This window comes from Hymenobacter sp. HDW8 (assembly GCF_011305775.1).
GTDB classification, from domain to species: domain Bacteria; phylum Bacteroidota; class Bacteroidia; order Cytophagales; family Hymenobacteraceae; genus Hymenobacter; species Hymenobacter radiodurans.
Genome location: NZ_CP049907.1, coordinates 1,065,397 through 1,088,873 on the forward strand (window position 1 = coordinate 1,065,397; position 23,477 = coordinate 1,088,873).

Genomic DNA, 23,477 nt, shown 5'->3' on the forward strand with positions numbered 1-23,477 from the left:
CGTCACCCTGCATGAGGCTTTTTCCCTATCTATTCCTACCGCTGTTGCTACTTAGTGGCCTGATGGGCTGTGCCCGGTCGCCGCGCTACCAAGCTCCCGAAGTGTCGGCGCCGCCTGCGTGGAAAAACGGCTCCAGCACGACGGCCCCAACCGCCCCCCCTGCACCTGCATCACTGAGCGCAAAGCAGCAGCCCGCCATACCGGCTTGGTGGACGGTGTTCAACGACCCTGAGCTCACCAAGCTAGCCGAACAAACGCTGGGGGCAATTTTAGCGTGAAAGCCGCCGTAGCTCGCGTGGATGAAGCCCGCGCCGCCATTCGCGTCGCTACGTCCACACGGCAGCCGGAGGTCACTATTGATCCGCAGGCTTACCTCACTCGTCTATCGGGTTTGCGGCCGTTGCCATTTGCTGCGGGGGGCGAAACTGGGGGTGCTCCCACAGCCAACGGCATTACCCAAACACAATACTATGTGCCGCTCAATGTGAGCTACGAGGTAGATGTGTGGGGCCGTTTGCGCCGGGGTGTGCAAGCGGCCAAAGCTGAATCGGAAGCCAGCGAAGCCGAGTTGCGCACCGTACAACTCAGCCTGACTGCCGATGCCGCCACGTATTACTTCGGTATTCGTGGCCTCGACGCCGAATTGGCCGTGCTCGACAGCACCTTATTGGCTCGCCGGCAAAGCTTAGCGCTTACCAATGCCCGCTTCACGGCCGGCGTTGATAACGAAATAGCCGTGCGCCGCGCCGAAACCGAATTGGCCACCGTCGAGGCCAGCTTTTTCGATGCCCAACGCCAGCGCAAAGGCCTCGAAGCGGCTTTGGCAACCATCACGGGGCAGTCGGCCAGCACGTTTAGTGTAATGCCGCGGCGTGGGACGCTAAATGCCCCCCAGGTGCCTGCCTCCGTGCCCGCCGCCCTGCTCACCACTCGTCCCGACTTGCTTCAGGCCGAGCGTCTGCTGGCGGCCACTGACGCCCGCGTAGATGCTGCCCGCCTAGCCCGTCTGCCAACGCTTCTACTCAATGGCTTCATCGGTCCTCAAGCCGCCGAGCTTCGCGATTTGCCGAAGATTTCGGATAACTACACCTACTATTTGGGCGGCGGCATATCAATTCCGGTGTTCAACGGCGGCCGCTTGCGGGCCAACCAACAGATTGCGCAGGCGCGTTATGACGCCCAGGCAGCCGAGTACCGCCAAACGGCCCTGGTGGCTTTTCAGGAAGTAGAAACGGCCCTCGCCGATGTGCAGCAAACCACTGCTCAGCTCGCCGCTCAGCAGCGCGCCCTCACCGCCGCCCGACAAGCCGGGCGCCTCACCTTGGAACGCTACCGCCGCGGCCTCGCCGATTATTTTCAGGTAGTTGATGCCGACCGGATTACGCTGAATGCGGCGCGTCAGCGCGTTCAAATTCAAGCCAATCAGCTGCGCTATACGGTACAATTGGTGCGGGCTTTGGGAGGAAGTTGGGAGTAAATTGGGTATTGCTCGAGCTTTTCTTAAACTTCTACTCAGGCTCGCAGCTTTTCAGCCATAACTCTCCCCCTCCATGCGCCTACTTTATTCTTATCTGCGCCAATACCGAGGCCTGTTGGCGTTGGCGTTGGCTCTGGCAGCCGTCAACCAGATTTTCTCGCTCCTCGACCCCTGGATTTTTCGCAAAATTATTGACCAGTACGTGGTGCAGCCCGGCGGCGAGCTACACGACATCAACGCGGGCACCTTCATCCGCGGCGCCGGCACGCTGATTCTGGCTGCCATGGGTGTGGCCATGGTGTCTCGGATTGCCAAAAACTTCCAGGATTACTACGTCAACGTCATCACTCAGCGCTTGGGCGCCCAGCTGTATTCCGACGGTCTGCGTCACTCGCTCGAATTGCCTTATCAGGTATTCGAAGATCAGCGCTCCGGCGAAACCCTAGGCAAGCTGCAAAAGGTACGCTCCGACGTGGAGAAGCTTATTCAAAGCTTTGTAAATGTGCTTTTTACCTCGTTGGTAGGCATTATTTTCGTGGTCGTGTATGCCATTACGGTGTACTGGGTTATCGCGCCGGTGTACTTCCTTACCATACCGTTGCTGGGTATTCTCAGCTCCGTATTAAGCAAGAAAATCAAGGTATTACAGAAGACAATTGTGGCCGAAACCACCGCCTTGGCTGGTGCTACTACAGAGAGCTTGCGCAACATTGAACTGGTGAAAAGCCTCGGCCTGGGCCAACAAGAAACCTTGCGCCTCAATGCCACCACCGACAAGATTCTGAAGCTGGAGCTGAAGAAGGTGCGCTACATCCGCTCTCTGTCATTTATTCAGGGTACGTTCGTGAATTTGCTGCGCAATGGCATACTGCTGCTCATGCTGTTTCTGGTGGTCAACGGGCGCATTACGGTGGGCGAATTCTTCTCGCTCTTCATCTACTCCTTCTTCATTTTTGGCCCTTTGCAGGAGCTAGGCAACATCATCAATATCTACCGCGAAACCGAGGCTTCATTAGCTAATTACCAGCAGATTCTGGATACGCCGAAGGAGGTAAAACCCAGCAATCCGAAGCGCATTGAGCAAATCCAAACGCTTCGTTTTGACAATGTCCGCTTCCAGCATTTGTCGGCCAATAACGCGGCGCTGGATGGTATTTCTTTTGACACCAAGCTCGGCGAAACCATTGCGTTCGTGGGGCCTTCTGGTTCGGGCAAAACGACTTTAGTAAAGCTGCTCGTGGGTCTGTATCCACCAGCCAGCGGCCAGATTCTTTATAACGATTTGCCCGGCAATGAGCTCGACCTCGACCAGTTGCGCGAACAGATTGGTTTTGTGACGCAGGATACCCAGTTATTCGCTGGCACCATCCGCGAAAACCTCCTATTTGTTGCGCCCCAAGCCACCGACGAAGAGTGTCTCCGCGCACTACATCAAGCCGCCGCCGACTCATTGCTGGCCCGCGCCCCGCAGGGCTTGGACACTGTCATCGGGGAAGGGGGAGTGAAGGTCTCGGGGGGCGAAAAGCAGCGTTTGAGTATTGCCAGGGCTTTGTTGCGCCGTCCAACGTTACTGGTTTTCGACGAAGCCACCTCTTCTCTTGACTCGCTTACGGAGGAGGAAATCAGCCAGACGGTGCGGGAGTTATCCGGTTCGCGCCAGCACATCACTATTCTCATTGCCCACCGCCTCAGCACTGTGCTCCACGCCGACCGCATCTATGTATTGGAGCGCGGCCGCATTGCCGAGCAAGGTCGCCACGCTGAGCTACTGGCTACCAAAGGGTTGTATTACGCCATGTGGCGCCAGCAAATTGGCGAACGCACGACCAATGCCCCCACCGAAGGCGTACCAGCTTTAGCGTAACGCCCCGTCCCTAAATCTAACGCGTCATGCAGAGGCGGAGCTGAAGCATCTCTCGAGTTTAGTGAGATGCTTCGGCTCCGCCTCTGCATGACGGGCTCATTATAGTGCTATAGTTTACCTCCACCTAATTACTCTATAGCTCGACAACTAAATTTTACTTTTTCTACGTTTTTCAAACGAAAAGCCCCCAGATAACGTTATGATTTCGAACCGCTGACAAGCTGACTGCTTTGTGCCTCTGGCCGGAAAGTTGCCTTTGTGAAGCGTCAACTTTATCAAGCCTTATCTATGAAAACCAACCGCATCTTCCGCCGTTTTGCAGGCCTGTTGCTTGCTGGGGGCTTTTTTTATCGGGTACCGTAGCTACGGCCCAATCGAGTACCGGTGGTCAGCGCGATGTGCTGCGCGAAATCACGGATGTGGTAGGTTTGAAGCCGCGCTTTGAGCTGCGCTCCACTACCGAAGTGCAAAATGCGGCGGCAGTGGTGTACAACGGCCAGCGCTATTTGCTCTATAACCCGCAGTTTGTGGGGGCTGTGAACCAGGCCGGCCGCACTGACTGGGCAGGTATCAGCATTCTGGCCCACGAGATGGGTCATCACCTCAATGGTCATACCTTGCGCGCCGGCGGCAGCAACCCTACCGACGAGCTGGAGGCCGACGAGTTTTCGGGATTTGTGCTGCGCAAGATGGGCGCTAGCTTAGCCCAGGCGCAGGCCGCTATGGCCGTCATTGCCGATGATCAAGCATCAGCTACGCACCCTGGCCGTCCTACCCGCCTCAAGGCTATTGGGGAGGGCTGGCAGCGTGCCAACGGACAGATTGTAGCTAGCCGTAATGCTTCTGCGCCCTCTGCTGCGCCGGCGGTGCTAACCCAACGCAATCCGCCTGCTACTCCCGTGCAAACGACTAGCTCCATGGTAAGCGTAATTGGTAAAATTACCTTCCGCGACTACCCCGATGAGCAATACTATCTAACTGACCGTCTTAGCGTAGTGCGCCTGGGGCGCAACAGTCGCTCGGCGCAGGTGGTGGGCCGCCTGACGCGCTCCGGCAGCCGCACGTTTCCGTATGTACTTACCGATGGGCAGCAGCGCCGCCTGTATGTCAGCGCTAACGGTGGCGTTTATGATACCGATGGTGAGCAGGTAGGCCGCCTTTCCGATCCTTCCTAAGTCTTGGTTGAGTTTTTGTCTAAAGCTAATTCCTCTCTCGAGGAATTAGCTTTTTTTTATATCTAACTCCCCGACTCTTCCTACCTTAGAGGTTCCGTTCCTGCCGCGCCTATGCCCGTTTCCTACCCCTTTTTGCTTGTCGATGCCTTTACCCAAACAGCGCTGAGCGGCAACCCGTGTGCGGTGGTGTTTGATGCGGATGAACTTTCGCCGGAAACCATGCAGAAGGTTGCTCGCGAGTTCAACCAATCCGAAACCGTATTCGTCCGTCGTTCGGCCACTGCTGATTTTGGGCTGCGCTATTTCACGCCTGCGGAGGAATTGCCGCTGGCCGGCCACCCTACTATTGCGGCTATCACGGCTCTGATTTATGCTGGCCGTCTGCCGCTGGCCGGCATCCATACCACCTTGCAGTTGGAATTGCAGGAAGGCCCTATTCAGATTGATGTATTGGCGCCTGGGGGGCAAAAGCCGACGCACGTTGTCATGACTCAGCGCCGCCCGGTCTTCGGTGCGGTGCACGAGCCAGAAGTGGTGATGCCCTTCTTTGGTCTCACCCCCGACGACCTGTATCCCGGCGCCCTCATCCAGACAGTAAGCACCGGCACTCCACAGCTAATGGTGCTGCTCCGCAACCACGATGCCCTGCGCCGCGCTACTCCTCCTGAGCCAGTGGCTTTCCGTAAGTACCGCGCCTCCAGCGACTTCTTTAGTCCTCATCTTTTCTGTCTGGGCGGCGCTACCAAGGCTGGGCACACCTTCGCCCGCCACTTCGGTGTACCGCCCGATACTATCGAAGACCCCGTTACGGGCTCGGCAACGGGCGGCATGGCCGCTTATCTTTGGCATTATCGCTACCTCGATACGCTCAACTTTGTGGCCGAGCAGGGCCATTGGCTCGACCGCCCTGGCACGGTGCAAGTGAGCGTGCGGGGCTCGCACGAGTCGATTGAAATGGTACAGATTGGTGGCACCGCCGTAGTGGTCGCCGTAGGCACCATGCGGATTTAGAGCAAGTACCAAACTGGTCTTTACTGATCGGAACTTCCGGTGGGAAAGTTGGTTAATAAGATGCTGATTCTTTGAAAAATGCCCCCAAGGGCATTTTTTGGTTTTTACCCCACCTAAGCTTCTTACCTCATTGCCCGAACTACCCGAAGTAGAAACCTACCGCCGGTTTCTCGACGATATTATTCTTCATCAACCGATTACTGCCTTCGAAGTGCGTGACGCTCATGTGCTGGGCACGGACGAGGACACGCTCCGCCAGCGCGTGGTCGGCCGGCAGGTAACGTCCACCCGCCGCATTGGCAAAAACTGTTTTCTGGAGCTGAATGATGGCGCCGTGCTAGCCCTGCACTTTGGCATGACTGGCGATGTAGGCGCCTACCGCGACGACCACGACGCGCCCCGCTTCACTCGCGTGGCTCTGCACCTGGCCGACGGCCTGCGCGTGGCCTTCATCGACCCCCGCAAGTTTGGGCGCATTCGTCTGGCCGATAGCGTGGAGGCTTACCAGAAAGCAAAGAAGCTCGGCCCAGATGCCCTCGACGTCAGTGCTGACTATCTGAAGCAAGCAATGGGGAGCAAAAAGACCATTCTCAAGCCCCTCTTACTCGATCAGCGTATCACGGCGGGACTAGGCAACTGGATTGTGGATGAGGTATTGTTTCAGGCCAAGATTCATCCCGAACGAGTCGCCAACTCGCTAGCTGACAAGGAATTCAAGGCCCTGAGTACAGCCATTCAGCTAGTGCTGCAAACTGCCATTCAGCAAGAGGCTACGTATCGGCACTTCCCAGCTTCCTTCCTCATCCACGCCCGCGAGTGGGATGAATCTGCTACGCCCGCCTCGGAGCAACACAAGTTTTGTCCCCGCCACCCTAAAACACTTATTGACAAGAGCTACGTGGGCGGGCGAGCGACGTATATATGTCCGCTCTGCCAAGTATTATAACCGAGAAAAGCCCCCCAGAACTGGTTCTGGGGGGCTTTTCTCGGTTAGAGTCCGTTTATGTCTGGCTTTTCGTGCTTACAGTATGAACACATACTGTACTGTTATATTATCTTCAATAAGGCCGCCTGAATTTCTACCTATTGTTCCAACCATTATGCACAAAAACTATTACATGATTGCCGTATTAGTCCAGAATAAAATTGAATTATAGGCCTACTATGGTTGAATCAGGAAGCGTCACTCCGTTAGGCTCAGGAATAGGATAAGGTAATTGAATGGTGCTACCAACGGAGATTACAGCAAACGCATTTAATCAATCGATTACGAAGATGTTTTTACTTACTATCGTTATATATTTTTTGAACATTATATAAAGAATATTCTATCATTAATTATTAATTGATTTGCTATTGTATAAGATTATTATTTGTTTAATTTAGATTATTCTATCAGCAAAGACCTCCCGAAACAGCTAACCCTTGCTGGTATGGTGATTTCTTTATGTGGATCACTGTTGTGTTTTTTTTGCGGCACCTCGCCTTCGATTATTACTTGAGTATTAATAAAGTTCAAGTACTGACCAGATCAATAATCGAAAAAAACATTCATTAATTATTAAGCACTAGTTTTATTCAGGGCTATTTTATCAGTGTAGTTTCTTACTACTGCGACGGCAATGGTAAGGTTTTTAGGCACCCTTTGTTTTTGCTTTATTACGCGTAACTGACCAGGCTCAAAACAATAAGCAGGTCAGCTTTACTAGGGCCAACTCCGAAAGGCTCTTTTACACTCCTGTAAAGCAGCAAAAGGCGCAACAAGGTGAGCTACTATTCTAAACAGATAGTATCAGCCACCTTTCAGTCAGTCTCCTCCAACGCTTACTCACGTCCTAGGAGACATTTCGTGCTGGAGGCATCTCTGCCTTTTAGCCCTCGCTTTATAAGTAGCAATTCATTCGAGAAACCCGCGTCTGGCCCACCAAATCTGGTGTAGTATCTGGCGCGCCGTTGTGCTAGCCATTAGCCCTATTGATTGCTAGTGGTGCATTCGCTCTTGTGTCCGGGGCCAACGCCTGTAGGGGTGTGCCTCGGTGAGTTGCTCAGCAACGAGCCTGATGTTTTGTTCGGTTTACTCTTTTTCACACACCTTACTATTATGGGAAAGTTTTCCTTTCAGTACACACCGTATAACATCTCCGATATATCGAAGTGTTATTCGCCTGTGTTAGCTTACACGTGCAGTTTGCTCTGCGCTAGGGTAGTGACTTCACTTATGCTGTTGTGTAGTCTTTTTCTTGCCACAAATACATTTGCTTCTAACCCTAAGTCAGTTGCAAGAGCTAATAAGTTACCTGCATCGGTAACCGCCTCCACACCAGCTGGTGTGTGGTGGGTCGGCGGAGATTTTAATTTGGACTTTGTAGCAGCAGCCCCAAAAACCTACAATCATTTTACTGGTGGCGGTTCTTTTGACGACCGCACAGTAGGTGTAGACAAGGATATCGTTGAATCGCTGGAAGGTGGTGATTTTAAATGCGAGGATATCGTCACCTACTTTACAGAAATAGTTGTTGCTGATGGCGCGACAGGGTCCCAAACCATTGAGCTAGACTACTCTTTTCTAGCTGATGCTACAGGTTCGCCTGGTGTAGCCCACTCCGATATTGTTGGTGTCAAAGTTAACTATGGCAATGTTCTAGGTGACGGCGCAGGCGGTACAGATGCAGGCATTCAAGATGACGGTGGTAGCACTGCGACTCTCGTTCCCGGAAGTGAGACCTTTACAAAACCCATTTACTCTAAAGGCAGTGAGTTACTGGGCAGTATTACGGTCAATGATCTGGAGGCGGGTGAAAGGGTTATTATAAGGATAGATGTTCGCATTAGTTGCGATAGTGACCCATTAACCACCCCGACTGGCAATCTGCAAGCCAGTATCACGGACGCCGACGTTATAGCTCCGGGTAGTGCTGTTGGTAATATTAGTGCTGGTAATCAAACTGTACCATTTCAAAAACTTGAAGCTATCAGCCCAGTTACCTGCAGCTTACCAGAAGCAGGTCCAGTCTGCGTTGGCACTACAACTACGCACATGGCTACCAGTGATAATACCGATGCTAGCTATGCCTGGTCTATCACGGGTAATGGAGTAATAGTAGTTAATGGCTCAGATGTCACGTCCGTCACTACTACTTCCGCTGGGACTACTTCAAGCGTTAATGTCAGAGCTACTGGTCCAGGCGCATATACATTAACAGTAGTTATCAGCAAACCTGGCTTCAGCAGTCGTACCTGCCCTATAACGGTGTCGGTAAACGCATTGCCAGCGGCCGCAGTCGCGGACGTAACGAAGTGCGTAGGTGAGGATGCCACGTTCCAGGCTACCCCCAACGACGCTGCTGTCTATAGCTACCAGTGGTATAAGAACGGCACTATCATCGGAGGAGCGACCAGCAGCAGTTATACTGTGATGGCAGTAACGGCGGCCATGCATAACGACGTCTACAAAAGCGTTGTCACGAACATACTAACCTCGTGTTCAGCAGAAAGCAGTGGCACTCTGAATGTGAATTCTCTACCAGCGGCAGCAGTAGCCGATGTCGCCAAGTGTGTAGGTGAAGATGCCACGTTCCAGGCCACGCCGAATGATGCGAGCGTGTACAGCTACCAATGGTATAAGAATGGCAACATCATCACAGGCGCAACCAATAGCAGCTACCTCGTTGCCAAAGCTGATGCCGCCGATGGCGACAAGTATAAAGCTGTAATCACTAACAAGACCACTGGTTGCGCCGCTGAGGCTGAGGGAACGCTAAAGGTAAATTCACTTCCAAATGTAGCAGTAGCTGATGTAGCTAATTGCGCGGGTGAAGACGCAACTTTCCAGGCTACTCCAAATGACGCTGGAGTCTACAGTTATCAGTGGTACAAGAACGGCAGCATTATCACGGGTGCGACCAGCAGCAGTTATCTCGTTGCTAAAGCTACTGCTGTAGATGGGGACAAGTACAAAGCCATCGTGACAAACAAAACGACTGGCTGTTCGGCAGAAGCTGAAGGGACATTGAAGGTAAACGCCTTACCTCTAGCCTCGGTTGCGGACGTAACGAAGTGCGTAGGTGAGGATGCCACGTTCCAGGCTACCCCCAACGACGCTGCTGTCTATAGCTACCAGTGGTATAAGAACGGCACTATCATCGGAGGAGCGACCAGCAGCAGTTATACTGTGATGGCAGTAACGGCGGCCATGCATAACGACGTCTACAAAAGCGTTGTCACGAACATACTAACCTCGTGTTCAGCAGAAAGCAGTGGCACGCTGAAGGTAAACGCCTTACCAAATGCGGCCGTTGCTGATGTCGCGAAGTGTGTAGCTGAAGATGCCACGTTCCAGGCCACGCCGAATGATGCGAGCGTGTACAGCTACCAATGGTATAAGAATGGCAACATCATCACAGGCGCAACCAATAGCAGCTACCTCGTTGCCAAAGCTGATGCCGCCGATGGCGATAAATACAAAGCAGTTGTAACCAATAAGACTACTGGTTGCTCGGCTGAGGCTGAGGGAACCCTGACAGTCAAACCGTTGCCTGAATTGACCGCCAAAAGCGTGGATTTCTGCAACGATATGCAAACCAATACTACACTAAGCGACTACAATGGTGCCATTGGAGCTGTAACTGGTGATGCTGTCGTCTGGAAAAAAGGCGCTGATGTCGTCACAACTACTGGCGACTTAGCAGTAGGTACTCACGTCTACACAGCTACCCTTACTCGGGGCAGCACCTCCTGCAGCAACTCTACTACTCTCACCATTAAGATTTTGGGTGCTCCTGTTCTCACAAATGCGAGCGCAAATTTCTGTGAGAAGGAAATGGTGGGGGTAGCACTAAGTAGCTACAATACAGCCATTGGAGCTCAGGCGGGCGATGTCGTAACGTGGAGAGACGCAGGTGGGAATGCTATTACAGTTTTCGATAACTTATTAGTGAAAGCCGGCGGCCATATCTTCACCGCTACAGTTTCGCGCCCTTATGCTGATACTGATAGCAAGAGTTGCGACACGGAGGCTACTCTCACCGTTAATGTAGCTGAGTGCAGTGGACTTACGCTGCTCAAACAAACGAACGGAGCGATCAATAGCTCAAAAAGCTACACCTTCGAAATCTATAATGGACCTAAGGGTTTTGGTACTGCACCCATCAAGTCTGAAACAACCAGCCTTACCAACTCCAGCGAGTTGTTTACAGGAGTAACGTTGAGTGCCAATAAGAACTACACCTTGTGCGAACTCAATGTGCCGTCCGGTTTCTCTGTAGTATGGCAAATTGACAACGGAGATGGGACGTTCAAAACAGTGACATTGTACGACCCAAATGGCACTGGTGGTGACTACAACCAGGGAGAAGCAGTGGGTAATTTGTGCATGGAGTTTGGGCCTGACACTGACATCCAGTTACCGACCAACAAGTATGGTGAGACGGCGATGGTGCGGCTCAGATTCCTAGTGAATAACACCTTCCCACAAGGCACTGCCCGCACACCCGGCTACTGGAAAAACTGGAGCACATGCACGGGTGGCAAGCAGGTACAGACCGCCATCAAGAACGGTGGTAAAGCGGCCGGCTTCTACATTCTAGATGACCATTTGCCCCACACGCTCTGGTCAAATCCCGGTAGCACGAAGTGTACTAGCTTCACCCTTACTGACTGCACTGCTGCCGTGAAAATCCTGAGCACGCAGGACGCAACCGGTAAGCAGAAAGCTAGTGATGCGGCCTACAACCTGGCCAAGCACTTAATGTCTTATCAGTTGAACATTAAGTCAGGAACGGCTCCTTGCGCGTCGGCCGCCGATGCGGCAATAAAGGCGGAAGCTTTGCTGGCTAAGTACTGCTTCAATGGTACAAAGGACTATTTGAAAGCAGCGAGTGCCGATCGTACTACTGCCCTCAGCTATGCCAAAATACTGGATGCCTACAACAACAACCTCGCCTGCGCTCCTTTAGCGGTCAATACGACGGCAACCGCACTGCGGGGGGCTTTTTCCGCAGACGAGCTAACGACCGGCGTTTATCCAAACCCAACCACGTCCGACGCTACCATCACGTTCTCGGTAGCGAAAACCGGACACGCACGGGTTGACGTGTACAACGCAATCGGAGCCAAAGTTGCGACCCTGTACGATGGCGAAGCAGTTGCTGGACAGATGCAGTCGGTAACCATGAAAGGAGCTACGCTGCCTTCCGGCACGTACTTCTATCGGGTGAGTACCGATGGCAAAACCAAGACCAACCGTTTCCTCATTGCGAGATAAGCACTTAGGTCTTGATCCCAAAAAAGGCCCGCCTATATAGGCGGGCCTTTTTTATGGATGTTATTAGTTGACCTACTGCCTTATTATTCTGTCACAGGCTGAATTTGTGTTCCTGCTTGCTCAGTGTATAACCAGCTTTTATTTGCTTTATAAAAGCTGGCACAAACCTATTGTCGCTTTAAACTCATTGTTACCCGTAACTTCCCCACCTGCGGCAGCCTGCGCTTTGGCTTAGGCTGGCATTCGTAGCCATCTACTCTAATCTTTATTCATATTATGCTCCCCAAATTATTCTCTGGTCTGCTGCTGGCTGCCTTAGCTATCGGCAGCAACGCCACCGCCCAAAAAGCAACCGGTAAGCCGCAGCCTTATTCTGTAGCGGGCAAAAAGGCCCAGGTGTTTACCACGGCAGCGAATACGCCGCTGCGCATGGCGGCGGGCGAGGCGTTAGCATTCAAGTCGGAATCGCAGCCCCTGGAAACCCAGGTATGCATCTTTGTTGATCCTACAAAAACGTTTCAGACGATGCTCGGCATTGGAGGGGCGCTTACCGACGCCGCGGCCGAAACGTTCGCTAAGTTGCCCAAAGCGGCCCAACAAGAGTTTTTGCAGGCCTATTACAGCCCAACAAAGGGCATCGGCTACACGCTGGCCCGCACCAGCATTCACAGCACCGATTTTTCCAGCGGACCTTATAATTATGTGGCCGACAAAGACGAAAGCCTGAAGTCCTTCAGCGTAAAGCACGACGAGCAGTTTCGCATTCCCTTCATCAAGCAGGCGCAAGCAGCGGCGGGGGGCAAATTGACTATGTACGTGACCCCGTGGAGCCCGCCCGCCTGGATGAAGGACAACAACAGTATGCTACAGGGGGGCAAATTGCTTCCTCAGTACCGGCAGAACTGGGCTGACTACTATGTTAAGTTTATCAAAACGTATGAGCAGCTGGGTATTCCGATCTGGGGCCTGAGCGTGCAGAACGAGCCAATGGCTAAGCAGAAGTGGGAGTCGTGCATTTTCACAGCCGAAGAGGAGCGCGACTTTGTTCGTGATTACCTCGGTCCAACGTTGAAGAAAAACGGCCTCGGCGACCGTAAGCTCATTGCTTGGGACCACAACCGTGACCAGATTTTCCAGCGGGCCAGCACCATTCTCGACGACCCTAAGGCCGCACAATATGTTTGGGGAATTGGCTATCATTGGTATGAAACCTGGACCGGCAGCGGCATGCTTTTCGACAACCTAAAAAATGTGCATGAGGCCTATCCGAACACGAACCTGATATTCACGGAGGGCTGCATTGAGAAATTCAACTTCGACAAAGTAGGCGACTGGGCGCTTGGCGAGCGCTACGGCCATTCCATGATCAACGACTTCAACAACGGCACCGTTGGCTGGACAGATTGGAACGTACTGCTAGACGAAACCGGCGGCCCCAACCACGTGCAGAACTTCTGCTACGCCCCCATAATCGGCGACACGCGCAGCGGTAAGCTCCTGTATACCAATAGCTACTACTACATCGGCCACTTCTCCAAGTTTATTCGCCCCGGCGCGAAACGTATCACCAGCTCCTCTAACCGCGACCATTTGAGCACAACAGCTTTCCTGAATCCGGATGGTAAGGTGGCCGTAGTGGTGATGAATGACAGCGACAAAAAGCAGGATTTTCAGCTGTGGGTACAGAACCAGGCTACGGCGGCCGTGAGTCAGCCGCATTCCATCATGACTTTCGTTGTGAATTAAGCATTACGCTCCTAGCTATCTATGAAAACTGTACTGCTCCTTTTGTGCTTTATGATTCTCGGTTTGCCTATAGCTTTTGGTCAGGCAAAAAAGCCCCCCACAGCCTCTACTACCACCCGTGTGCAGACCGCCAATGGCTTGCTGGAAGGAGCTACGGCAGCGAGTGGCATTCGCGAGTTCAAGGGGGTACCGTTTGCCGCGCCCCCCGTCGGCGACTTGCGGTGGCGGGAGCCTCAGCCAGTCAAAAACTGGACGGGGACGCGACAAGCCAAGAACTTTGGCCCCCAGGCAATGCAACTGCCCATTTACAGCGACATGAATTTTCGCTCCGATGGGGTGAGTGAAGATTGTCTTTATCTGAATGTGTGGACGCCGGCCAAATCAGCGCAGGTGAAACTGCCTGTGCTAGTGTATTTCTACGGCGGCGGCTTTATTGCGGGCGATGGGTCAGAACCGCGCTACGATGGCGAGAGCATGGCACTTCGCGGCATAGTTACCGTCACGGTGAATTATCGATTGGGCATTTTTGGCTTCTTAGCTCATCCTGAACTAACCCAAGAATCACCTAATAAGGCATCGGGCAACTATGGCTTTCTGGACCAGAATGCCGCGCTGCGCTGGGTACAGCAGAATATTGCGGCCTTCGGCGGCGACCCTAAAAAAGTAACGATTGCCGGCGAGTCGGCGGGCTCCATGTCGGTGAGCGCGCAGATGGCGTCACCGTTGTCCAAAAGTCTGTTTGCGAGGGCCATTGGCGAAAGCGGCTCCATGCTGAACACCAGCTTTGGGCCGTTGCCCTTGGCCGAAGCGGAGAAAAACGGGGTGGCCTTTGCCACCAGCCTTGGGGCAACTTCGCTGGCGGCTTTGCGAGCACTGCCGGCCCAACAGCTTCTTGAAGCAGCCAGCAAGCCCGGCGTGCCGCGCTTCGCTCCTACCCTCGATGGCTACTTTTTCAAGCAGCTGCCTACTGCTACGTTTGCTGCCGGACAGCAAGCGCGCGTGCCGCTGCTCGTGGGGTGGAATTCGCAGGAAATGAGCGCTCCTTTTCTACTTGGGAAAGAACCCGCTACACCCGAAAACTTTCGGAATGTGGTGCAAAAAATCTACGGTGAGCGCGCTAATGAAGTACTAAAGCTCTATCCGGCCACCACCGCGCAGGAAGCAGAGCAAGCAGCCACCGACCTAGCCGGCGACCGTTTTATTGCTTACAGCACTTGGAAATGGGCCGATTTGCACGGTCAAACCGGCGGACAGCCCGTGTATCGCTACCTCTATGCCCGCCCCCGCCCAGCCATGAATCCGGCCATGGGGAACGAGCCCGCCGCGCGCGGTGCCTCACACTCAGCCGAGATTGAGTACGCCCTCGGTAACCTAGCCACCAATAAAGTGTACGCCTGGACGCCCGACGACTACAAAGTATCGGAAACGATGCAGAGCTACTTTGCCAATTTCATCAAAACGGGCAACCCGAATGGTGGTGGCTTGCCTGCCTGGCCAGCGGCTAAAGCGGGCGGTAACACGCAGATTCTACGCATTGATGTTACGACGCGAGCCGAGCCCGAGCAGAACCGCGCCCGGTATCTGCTACTAGATCAAGCTTTTGCCAAGTAATAATGCGCCGTTGATAGCGATGCCCAGCATCATTATCAACGGCGCATTATCAGTAAATCAGCGTGAGCAAGTCAGGTTTTACTTGTCGCTTGTGAGCTCATTATTCTCCTTTTCAGCCTTGCGCGTGAGCGTTGTTACCCAGGAGCGGCTCACTGCCGATTCGCTTTCGTAGCCGTGACGCCGCTCGTCGCCTAACTCACCATTTTCGCCCGGCAAAGCACGATTGACTAAGCTCAAAAGGTCGGTGGTGGTGCCGGGAATAAGGCCGTGCAAGCCAGCCAATAGTTTAGCGGGCGTCCCTACAATCACCTCAGCATCGCCACGGCGGCAGGCGTTCCAGATGCGGCGGGCAGCGGCTTCGGCATCCAGCGTCAGCACCGGCAGAGAGTCAGCAACGACGAAGGTGGCGTATTCTTCCTTGTGCTTGCCTTTCACAATGGCATGACGAGCGCTACCCGTACGCAGCAAATTGGGGCAAATGGTAGTTACCAGAATGCCGTGCTGCTTTAGCTCAATCCGGAAGCTTTCGGAGAGGCCCACCAGCGCAAATTTGCTGGCGCAGTACGGCGCTAAATGCGGAATCGGAACTTTGCCCCCTACGGAGGCTATGTTAATAATGCGTCCCTCTCCCCGACGGCGCATGGCCGGCAATACAGCCTGCATAGCGTGCAGCGGCGCCCAAAAGTGCGTATCCATCGAATCCTGGTACTCACGCAGTTCCATGTGGTCGAGGGGGCCAGCGGTGATGATGCCGGCGTTGTTGATGAGCACATCAATGAAGCCTAACTGCTCTTGCACCTCGGCTATGAGGGAGCGCACGGCGGCCGGATCGGTGAGGTCGCGCTGCAAGGCTACTACTTCGGTGCCGGCAGCGGCCAGCTCCTGGCGTGCGCGCTCCAACTCTTCAGCGTCGCGGGCGCAGATAGCCACTTTGGCGCCTTCGGCTACGGCCTGACGGGCCAGCACCAAACCCAGCCCGCGCGAGCCCCCCGTAATCAGGACCACGCGGCCCGCCAAATCGTAAGAGCCGCGGCGGTTAGACCACAGCGCCGCAGCGGCTACCACGGCGCCCATGCCAGCCAACGCCAGCCATTTAGGTTGATTTTTCTGCTTCATACTTTCTAGTATGGAATGCCAGAAGAAAGGTTGCGCTGTCTGGGGGGCTTTTTTTCATTGCTGTAGGCATGAATTGATGACTATCTGCGTTACAACCCCATTATTCCTTTCTGGCACCATATTTACGTGCTGAAAACCTTGTTTCAGGCTCTCACTTTCTGATCCATCTTTGCACTGGATGCTTTTTTGGCTCCACCCTACCTATTTTGACATGAAGATTTCCTTTTTTGCTGCCTTCCTTCTGCTAATTGTGGCTCCTGGCTTTGCGCAGGCTCAAACCGCCGCCAAGCCCAAAGCCGCCGCAGCCGCTACCAAACCCAAAGCGGCCACGCCCGCGAAAACGAGCGCGCCGGCCCCTACGCCTCCTGCCGATAAAGTAGAAGCCCGCGCCAAAGCCCTCACCGATAATATGCGCCAGGCCTTAGGTCTTACGCCCCCGCAGGTCGTAAAAGTGAATCAGATAAACCTGACCAGCGTGCGCAACGTGGAAACTGCCCGACTGCGCTACCGCACCGATTTGCGCAAGCTAAACGGCATTGTAGAAGACATTGGCCAATCGCGACTGGCAGCGCTGAAAGAGGTGTTGTCACCAGACCAGTTTAACCGCTATCAGCGCAAGCGGGAAGAGAAAATGGGCGTTCCAAATACAAGTGCCGCCCAAGGCAACCCGGTACCTGGCCTGCCTAGCAACCAAGATTAAGTAGCTGTTGAGAAGCAAAAAAGCCCCCCAGAAATATGTCTGGGGGCTTTTTAGGATTAAGTCTATTTCATTTCCGGCTTAAAACCAGCGTCTCGGGCACTAGTTGGGCCACTACCTTTTACCACTTAAGCTGTTTAGCCAAACGTATCGTACGCCAGCTTCAGAATTATCCCGCAGACCACTACCAGAAACAGCACGCGTACAAAGCCGGTACCTTTTTTTAACGCCATGCGGGCGCCGAGCGTAGAGCCCAGCATATTGCAGGCGGCCATGGGCAGGGCAATATGATAGAGAATCTGGTCGGTGAAGGCGAAGTACAGCAGGCTGGTGAGGTTGGTGGCCACATTGACGAGTTTGGCCGACGCCGAAGCGGTAAGAAAGTCGTAGCCAAACAACCCCACGAAGGCAAAGAGCAGCAAGCTGCCTGTGCCCGGCCCAAAAAAGCCGTCGTAAAACCCTAAGATCGCGCCTACCAGCACGCCATAAATCATTTCGCGGCTGGGCGTGAGCCGGGGGGCGTGAATGGCCCCAAAATCTTTGCGCCAGAACGTGTACGCGGCAATCACGACCAGCAGGCCCAGCACCAATGGCCGCAGCAACTCGCTGGGCAGCAGGCTTACCACCCGCGCGCCGGCGAAGGAAAACAAGCCGGCCATAATTGCCGCCGCCCCCACGCTGCGCCACGGCATCGGCACTCGCCCCGAGTAGCGCCACAAAGCCGTGGCCGTGCCCGCCAACGACGACACTTTGCCCGTTCCAAGTATAACGGGCACGGGTATACCTTTGAGCAGCAGCAACATAGCTGGCAGCTGAATCAGGCCGCCGCCGCCCACCATCGAATCCACGAAACCAGCCAGAAAGGCAAATAAACATAACAAGGCCAGGGTGAGGGTCATCTGGGGGCTTTTTTGAGTAATGCCGGCGAAGGTAGTTTGCTCGCAGGGGTGTTCCTTATTCCTCCCAAACATTTGTCGACCAAATGCGCTCTCAGGTAAGCACAGTGGCCGCTTTAAGACTTACATTCTGGTCTTATCAGCTAGCGGGTTCTTCCTGATTCCAACTAAGCGACGAATACCGCGTAACTCAGTCCGACCTATTGCAATATGACTGACTCGCTTACCCAACGCACCAAAGTGCTGACTTTGGCAGGTGTGCTGCTGGCCCTTTTTCTGGGCTCCCTCGACCAAACCATTGTGGCCACGGCCCTGCCGCGCATCGTGGGCGACCTGCACGGCCTAGACCGTTTCACGTGGGTTGCTACGGCTTATTTGGTGGCCAGCACGGCGCTGGTGCCTATATATGGGAAGCTGGCTGACATGTACTCGCGGCGTACTATTGAGGTCACAGCCATTTTGGTGTTCTTATTTGGCTCGGCGCTGTGCGGGCTGGCTGGCGAATTTGGCACCCTGCCCCTGCTCGGCGATGGCATGAGTCAGCTGATCATCTTCCGAGCTATTCAGGGCCTTGGCGGTGCCGGGCTGTTTGCTATGGCATTCATTATCATCGCCGACCTGTTTCCGCCCGCCGAGCGCGGCAAATACCAAGGCTTTGTGGGAGCCACTTTCGGCGTATCGTCGGTGCTGGGGCCCTTTCTGGGGGGCCTTTTAACCGACCACGGCGACGGATTGCTGCCGGGCGTAGAAGGCTGGCGCTTGGTTTTTTATGTAAACATCCCGCTGGGCGCGCTGGCCTTATGGTTCATTTTATCCCGAATGCCCGCCTTGCGCCCCCGGGGTGAGCAGCAACCCCTCGACTATCTGGCCGCCATCCTGCTGATGCTGGCCCTGGGCCCACTGGTCATCGCTTTGCAGCTAAATAAAGCCGTGTACGGCTGGACTTCACTTACCACGCTGGGCCTTTTCGCCTTGGCCTTGGCGGCTCTTACGCTGTTCGTGGTCCGTTCCCGCCGCGCCGCCAACCCCATTCTTGACTTCTCACTCTTCGATAATAAAGTGTTTCGGACGGCCAATCTGGCGCTGTTTCTTCTCGGGGGGGCTTTTTTGAGCATCATTATTTTTGAGCCCCTGTTTATGGTGAATGTGCTGGGCACCACTGCTACGCAGGCCGGCGTAAGCCTTATTCCGCTTTCGTTGGGGGTAGTAACTGGCTCTATGCTGGCGGGCCAAATGGTGTCGCGCTTTGGTCACTATAAGCGCTGGATGCTGGGCGGCGGCGTAGTGCTAATGATCGGGCTTAGCCTGCTGGCCACTATGTCTGCTGATGTAACCTATTATGAGGTATTGTTTTACGTAGTGCTCTGTGGCCTGGGCCTCGGGCCGAGCATGCCTCTTTACACACTGGCTGTACAGAATGCCATTGAGCCCCGTTTGTTGGGTCAGGCCACTTCAGCCAGCCAGTTTTTCCGGCAGATTGGCGGGGCTGTAGCCGCGGCCGGACTTGGCGCGGTACTCAGCATAAGTTTGGCGCAAGCACTGCCCGCTACGGTTACTGCGCCAGTTGCTGCCACAGAAGTTAGCGTCACGGAAGGCCCTAATTTGCCCCCCGGCTTGGCGCAAGTTGCGGGCAGCCCTACTCCCGCCATTCGGGTAGCATTTACCCATGCTATTTCGCGTATTTATCTCTGCACCTTATTACTGGTAATGGCGGGCTGGGTAGTGACTTTATTTATTCCGGAGCTGCCGTTGCGCAAGAGCAACGCCATCAGCCAACCCGTGGCCGTGGCCGCCGAGTAGCCGCTCGCTAGGCAATCAGTGGAGCGAACTGAACACGAGGGACGGCCGCGGGGTTATAGCAACTATTCAACTGCTATTCATCTCTACATCATGACCAATACACTTCGTCTCAGCGTCCTCGACCAGTCTCCCGTTCGGCAGGGCGGCACGGCACGCCAGGCGCTTGAAGAAACGATACAACTGGCCCGCCTCACCGACCAATTGGGCTACACGCGCTTTTGGGTGTCAGAGCATCATAACACCGGTACGTTGGCCGGCTCGGCGCCTGAGGTACTTCTTGGACGCTTAGGGGCCGAAACGCAGCACATCCGTCTGGGCTCGGGTGGCGTAATGCTGCCCCATTATAGCGCCCTGAAGGTGGCCGAAAACTTCCGCCTGCTCGAAACGCTTTACCCCGGCCGCATTGACTTAGGCATCGGCCGCGCGCCCGGCACCGACCGCCTCACAGCCCATGTGCTTAACCCTCAGAATACTTTCCGCGACGAGGACTTTGTCGACCAGCTCATGGATCTGCGGGGTTTCCTGCGCGATGAGGTTGTTCCTAATACCGTCCACGAAAAGGTGAAGGCGGCGCCCTTCGCTACCACTATGCCGGAGCTGTGGCTGCTCAGCTCCAGCGGGCAAAGCGGTCTGTTCGCGGCTCATCTGGGGGCTTCTTTTTCGTTTGCCCATTTCATAAATCCCGTCGGGGGCCTGATATGGTACGGCTGTACAAGGAGCGGTTCCGGCCGTCGGAGGAGCTGGCCGCTCCACGCGCTACGGTGGCCCTTTTTGTACTGTGCGCCGATACGGAAGCGAAGGCAACCGAACTAGCGGAAACACTGGCCCTGCAAATGCTGAAGCTCGAAACCGGCGACCGGACCTCCATTGGTTCGTACGATACCGTGCGCAACTATCCGCTCACTTCTGAGTTGCGTGCTCGCCTCACCTATCACCGGCAACGCATGGTAAGTGGCACCCCTGACCAAGTACATGCCCAACTCACTGCTCTGGCCACATCGTATGGAGTAGAGGAAATCACAGCGGTGACCATTACGTACGATTTCGCTGATAGACTCCGCTCGTATGAATTGCTGGCTGAAGTATTTGAGTTGGCCCCCGTAGCTCAGACGCTCGCGTAGTGCCATTTCAGGCGAAGAAATTGAAAAGCCTCTGGCCGTTTAGCCAGAGGCTTTTTTCATTCCTGGGAAGGCGGCTTTATAAGTTCCCTGACAATCAGTGTCTTAAAAATATATCGAAAACTTTATCTGATTTGTTTGGATCGATTCTAGATAGGCTATTTCTTTGCATTGTTTTTAAGCATTCTAAATAAGCATATGCGCTGCTCTTCCCTACCAATCATCCTGATAACCACGCTACTGGCTCCATTAGCAGGTTATAGCCAGCAAGATCTTACCGCTTCCATCATGCCCGTATCAACAACCAACACGGACGGACCGGAGAAGAATCGGAGCTATGTAACCGGCAAGGTGCTGACGGCGGATGGGCAACCGGTAGAGCAGGCGGGAATTCTGGTAAAGAACTCGACCATGGGCGCCAGCACCAACGCCCATGGCCGGTTTCGGCTACCGCTCCCATCGGGCAGCTATACCTTGGTGGTCAGCTACTTGGGCGTAGGCCGGCAGGAAATTGAGGTGAGCCTGGCAGCGGATCAGACGCTGAATTTGCCCCCCATCACGCTTTCCCAGAGCGCCCAGCAGCTTTCGGAAGTAAAGGTGACGGCTACTCGCACCATGAACGAGCAGCCCGTGACCGTAGGCAAGATGCCCGTTCGCCCGCTTGATTTGCCCCAGAGCGTTGTCACGATTAACAAGGAAGTGCTGGAACAGCAGCAGGTACTCCGCGTAAGCGAGGTGCTGCAAAACGTGAGCGGCGTGTACGTCATGGGCGCCACGGGCGGCACACAAGAAGAAATTGCCGGTCGTGGATTCGCCTTCAACAGCAATAACACCTTCAAAAACGGCGTGCGCTACAACAACGGCGTGATGCCCGAAATAAGTGGCTTGGAGCGGTTCGAGGTGCTGAAAGGCAGCGCCGCCATCCTTTATGGCAACGTGGCCGCGGGTGGCGTGATCAACCTGGTAACCAAAAAGCCCCAATTTCAGTCTGGGGGGCAAATTGGGATGCGCGTGGGCAGCTACAACTTCTACAAGCCCTCGCTCGACGTGTACGGCGCCATCAACAACAGCGAGCATGTGGCCTTCCGCCTGAATTCCAGCTACGAAAACGCCCAGAGCTTTCGCGACGGCGTGAAAGGCGAGCGTTTTTACGTGAATCCTTCGGTGTTGGTAAAGCTGGGCGAGAAAACGGATATCCTGGTTGAGGGTGATTACCTGAACGACAACCGCACGCCCGATTACGGCATTGGCGCTATCAACTATGATATAGCCGACGTGCCACGCAGCCGCTTCCTGAACACGGACTGGGCCAACAACGAGACGACCCAAAAAAGCGCTACCCTCACTCTTAACCACCGTTTGAACTCGGCATGGCAGGTGCGCACCACCGCTGGTTATCAGCACTATGACAATGCCTTGCTGAGTGCCTCGCGCCCCACGGGTATTCGGGCCAATGGTAATCTGTTACGTAACGTGCAGCGCACCAGCGCCACCGAGGGCTACATGCTCGGTCAGGTGGATCTGATAGGCAAATTTGCGACGGGCTCCCTAAACCATACGCTACTGGTGGGCGTCGATGGCGACCAGTATAACAGCCGCAACGTGTCGTACGTGACGGCGGCTTACGACTCCATCAACATTTTCGATCCGAACCGGGTGGTGGCCCAACCCCGGGTACGAGCCGACATTACCAACCTGACCCGCAACCAGCGCACCACCGGCGGCACCCGGCGCGGCGGCGTGTATGCCCAGGACTTGCTGAGCATCAGTGAGAAGCTGAAGGTGTTGGCCGGTTTGCGTTGGACCTACCAGGAAACGCCTAGCGACGTGTTGACCTATCGTACGGACGTGACAACCAAGACCCGTCGCTTCGACGAGGCGTGGTCGCCGCGCTTGGGCATCGTATACCAGCCCATCCAGACGATGTCGCTGTTCTCCTCCTACTCCAACTCCTTCACCATCAACAGTGGGCTCGATGTCACGGGTACGGCCCTTAAGCCCTCTACCCTGGACCAGTATGAGGTTGGTATCAAGAACGACCTGTTTCAGGGCCTGCTGTCGGCCAACGTAACGGCTTATCAAATTGTGAATAGCAACCTGGCCCAGACGGTGCTGCCCGACGCGCCCAACTTCAACAAGGATTATCCTGCGGCGCAGGAGCTAGCCGGTGAAGTGACCAGCCGAGGCGTGGAAGTGGATATCCTGAGCAAGCCGTACCAAGGCTGGTCTTTCATTGCCGGCTACAGCTACAACCAAACGAAGTACACCAAGAGCACCATTTATGAGGTTGGCAGCCTGCTGCGCTACAACCCGAATCATACGGCCAACGCGAGCGTGTTCTACACTTTCGACAATGAGTCGGCCCTGAAAGGCTTGAACGCAGGCTTCGTAGCTACCTATATTGGGGAGCGGCAGGCGGGGCGCTCCACCCGTCGCACCGTGGAGAACGATGCCTTCCGTCTGATTCCGCTGGAAGCCTACACCCTATTTGACCTCTCTGTTGGGTACACGCTCGACCGGGTAAGTCTGCGCCTGAAAGCTTCCAACCTGCTGGACGCCTACAATTACAACGCCCACGACGACAACAGCATCAACCCTATTAACCCGCGTCAATTCTCTGGCACCCTTTCTTACCAATTGTAGTTAGGTAGCACTGCCGGCATTCTACGCCCCGAGCAGCCACTGTTCGGGGCATTATTGCAAA

16 protein-coding genes are annotated in these 23,477 nt (G+C 54.6%); 14 read left to right on the forward strand and 2 right to left on the reverse strand.

Annotation, left to right across the window (positions count from 1 at the left end):
* Positions 1-11 precede the first annotated feature (11 nt).
* The 9 genes from G7064_RS04385 (at position 12) to G7064_RS04425 (ending at position 15,146) form a co-directional block, all read left to right on the forward strand.
* Positions 12-278 carry a hypothetical protein gene (locus G7064_RS04385; protein ID WP_166072613.1) on the forward strand — a complete coding sequence of 89 codons (267 nt, stop codon included), beginning with the start codon at positions 12-14 and terminating at the stop codon, positions 276-278.
* Positions 275-1,477 (forward strand): efflux transporter outer membrane subunit, encoded by a 1,203-nt coding sequence (locus tag G7064_RS04390; RefSeq protein WP_166072614.1) that lies wholly within the window; start codon positions 275-277, stop codon positions 1,475-1,477. Before G7064_RS04385 ends, G7064_RS04390 begins: the two co-directional genes overlap by 4 nt.
* Before the next feature lie 73 nt (positions 1,478-1,550).
* Positions 1,551-3,341, forward strand: a complete 1,791-nt coding sequence (locus G7064_RS04395) for an ABC transporter ATP-binding protein (RefSeq protein WP_166072615.1) — start codon at positions 1,551-1,553, stop codon at positions 3,339-3,341.
* A 398-nt stretch (positions 3,342-3,739) separates the two neighbouring features.
* The gene (locus tag G7064_RS04400; protein ID WP_166072616.1) at positions 3,740-4,516 is read left to right on the forward strand and encodes a membrane-binding protein; all 777 of its coding nucleotides are present in this window, start codon (positions 3,740-3,742) and stop codon (positions 4,514-4,516) included.
* 111 nt (positions 4,517-4,627) lie between these two features.
* Positions 4,628-5,527 (forward strand): PhzF family phenazine biosynthesis protein, encoded by a 900-nt coding sequence (locus G7064_RS04405; protein ID WP_166072617.1) that lies wholly within the window; start codon positions 4,628-4,630, stop codon positions 5,525-5,527.
* Between the two features lie 130 nt (positions 5,528-5,657).
* A complete protein-coding gene (mutM, locus tag G7064_RS04410) occupies positions 5,658-6,473 on the forward strand; it encodes a DNA-formamidopyrimidine glycosylase (protein WP_166072618.1) in 816 nt (271 codons plus the stop codon).
* A gap of 2,091 nt (positions 6,474-8,564) precedes the next feature.
* Complete coding sequence (locus tag G7064_RS04415) at positions 8,565-11,789, forward strand: T9SS type A sorting domain-containing protein (protein WP_166072619.1); 3,225 nt, start codon at positions 8,565-8,567, stop codon at positions 11,787-11,789.
* Positions 11,790-12,065: 276 nt separating this feature from the next.
* Entirely contained in the window at positions 12,066-13,535 is a 1,470-nt protein-coding gene (locus G7064_RS04420) for a glycoside hydrolase family 30 protein (protein WP_166072620.1), read from the forward strand.
* A 21-nt stretch (positions 13,536-13,556) separates the two neighbouring features.
* Positions 13,557-15,146, forward strand: a complete 1,590-nt coding sequence (locus G7064_RS04425; protein WP_166072621.1) for a carboxylesterase/lipase family protein — start codon at positions 13,557-13,559, stop codon at positions 15,144-15,146.
* 78 nt (positions 15,147-15,224) lie between these two features.
* Here the strand turns inward: G7064_RS04425 and G7064_RS04430 are convergent, their stop codons facing one another.
* Positions 15,225-16,262 carry an SDR family NAD(P)-dependent oxidoreductase gene (locus tag G7064_RS04430; RefSeq protein ID WP_166072622.1) on the reverse strand — a complete coding sequence of 346 codons (1,038 nt, stop codon included), beginning with the start codon at positions 16,260-16,262 and terminating at the stop codon, positions 15,225-15,227.
* A 211-nt stretch (positions 16,263-16,473) separates the two neighbouring features.
* Here G7064_RS04430 and G7064_RS04435 point away from each other — a divergent pair, with 211 nt between their 5' ends.
* A complete protein-coding gene (locus G7064_RS04435) occupies positions 16,474-16,962 on the forward strand; it encodes a hypothetical protein (protein ID WP_166072623.1) in 489 nt (162 codons plus the stop codon).
* 134 nt (positions 16,963-17,096) lie between these two features.
* On the opposite strand, the gene G7064_RS04440 is transcribed toward G7064_RS04435, so the two are convergent.
* Positions 17,097-17,858, reverse strand: coding sequence for a sulfite exporter TauE/SafE family protein (locus G7064_RS04440; protein ID WP_166072624.1), 762 nt, complete (start codon positions 17,856-17,858; stop codon positions 17,097-17,099).
* Positions 17,859-18,065: 207 nt separating this feature from the next.
* Between G7064_RS04440 and G7064_RS04445 the strand changes: the two genes are divergently transcribed.
* From G7064_RS04445 to G7064_RS04455, 4 genes are all read left to right on the forward strand, one after another.
* Complete coding sequence (locus G7064_RS04445) at positions 18,066-19,655, forward strand: MDR family MFS transporter (RefSeq protein ID WP_166072625.1); 1,590 nt, start codon at positions 18,066-18,068, stop codon at positions 19,653-19,655.
* Between the two features lie 90 nt (positions 19,656-19,745).
* Positions 19,746-20,468 carry an MsnO8 family LLM class oxidoreductase gene (locus tag G7064_RS04450; RefSeq protein ID WP_205711173.1) on the forward strand — a complete coding sequence of 241 codons (723 nt, stop codon included), beginning with the start codon at positions 19,746-19,748 and terminating at the stop codon, positions 20,466-20,468.
* A 20-nt stretch (positions 20,469-20,488) separates the two neighbouring features.
* Positions 20,489-20,776, forward strand: a complete 288-nt coding sequence (locus G7064_RS21875; protein ID WP_205711174.1) for a hypothetical protein — start codon at positions 20,489-20,491, stop codon at positions 20,774-20,776.
* A 285-nt stretch (positions 20,777-21,061) separates the two neighbouring features.
* The gene (locus G7064_RS04455; protein WP_166072626.1) at positions 21,062-23,416 is read left to right on the forward strand and encodes a TonB-dependent receptor; all 2,355 of its coding nucleotides are present in this window, start codon (positions 21,062-21,064) and stop codon (positions 23,414-23,416) included.
* Positions 23,417-23,477: the final 61 nt, after the last annotated feature.

Bases quoted from the DNA above. Each gene is read 5' to 3' on its own strand.
- G7064_RS04385 (WP_166072613.1), top strand. From the start codon at position 12: ATGAGGCTTTTTCCCTATCTATTCCTACCGCTGTTGCTACTTAGTGGC.
- G7064_RS04395 (WP_166072615.1), top strand. From the start codon at position 1,551: ATGCGCCTACTTTATTCTTATCTGCGCCAATACCGAGGCCTGTTGGCG.
- G7064_RS04405 (WP_166072617.1), top strand. From the start codon at position 4,628: ATGCCCGTTTCCTACCCCTTTTTGCTTGTCGATGCCTTTACCCAAACA.
- G7064_RS04415 (WP_166072619.1), top strand. From the start codon at position 8,565: ATGGCTACCAGTGATAATACCGATGCTAGCTATGCCTGGTCTATCACG.
- G7064_RS04420 (WP_166072620.1), top strand. From the start codon at position 12,066: ATGCTCCCCAAATTATTCTCTGGTCTGCTGCTGGCTGCCTTAGCTATC.
- G7064_RS04425 (WP_166072621.1), top strand. From the start codon at position 13,557: ATGAAAACTGTACTGCTCCTTTTGTGCTTTATGATTCTCGGTTTGCCT.
- G7064_RS04430 (WP_166072622.1), bottom strand. From the start codon at position 16,262: ATGAAGCAGAAAAATCAACCTAAATGGCTGGCGTTGGCTGGCATGGGC.
- G7064_RS04435 (WP_166072623.1), top strand. From the start codon at position 16,474: ATGAAGATTTCCTTTTTTGCTGCCTTCCTTCTGCTAATTGTGGCTCCT.
- G7064_RS04440 (WP_166072624.1), bottom strand. From the start codon at position 17,858: ATGACCCTCACCCTGGCCTTGTTATGTTTATTTGCCTTTCTGGCTGGT.
- G7064_RS04445 (WP_166072625.1), top strand. From the start codon at position 18,066: ATGACTGACTCGCTTACCCAACGCACCAAAGTGCTGACTTTGGCAGGT.
- G7064_RS04450 (WP_205711173.1), top strand. From the start codon at position 19,746: ATGACCAATACACTTCGTCTCAGCGTCCTCGACCAGTCTCCCGTTCGG.
- G7064_RS21875 (WP_205711174.1), top strand. From the start codon at position 20,489: ATGCTGAAGCTCGAAACCGGCGACCGGACCTCCATTGGTTCGTACGAT.
- G7064_RS04455 (WP_166072626.1), top strand. From the start codon at position 21,062: ATGCCCGTATCAACAACCAACACGGACGGACCGGAGAAGAATCGGAGC.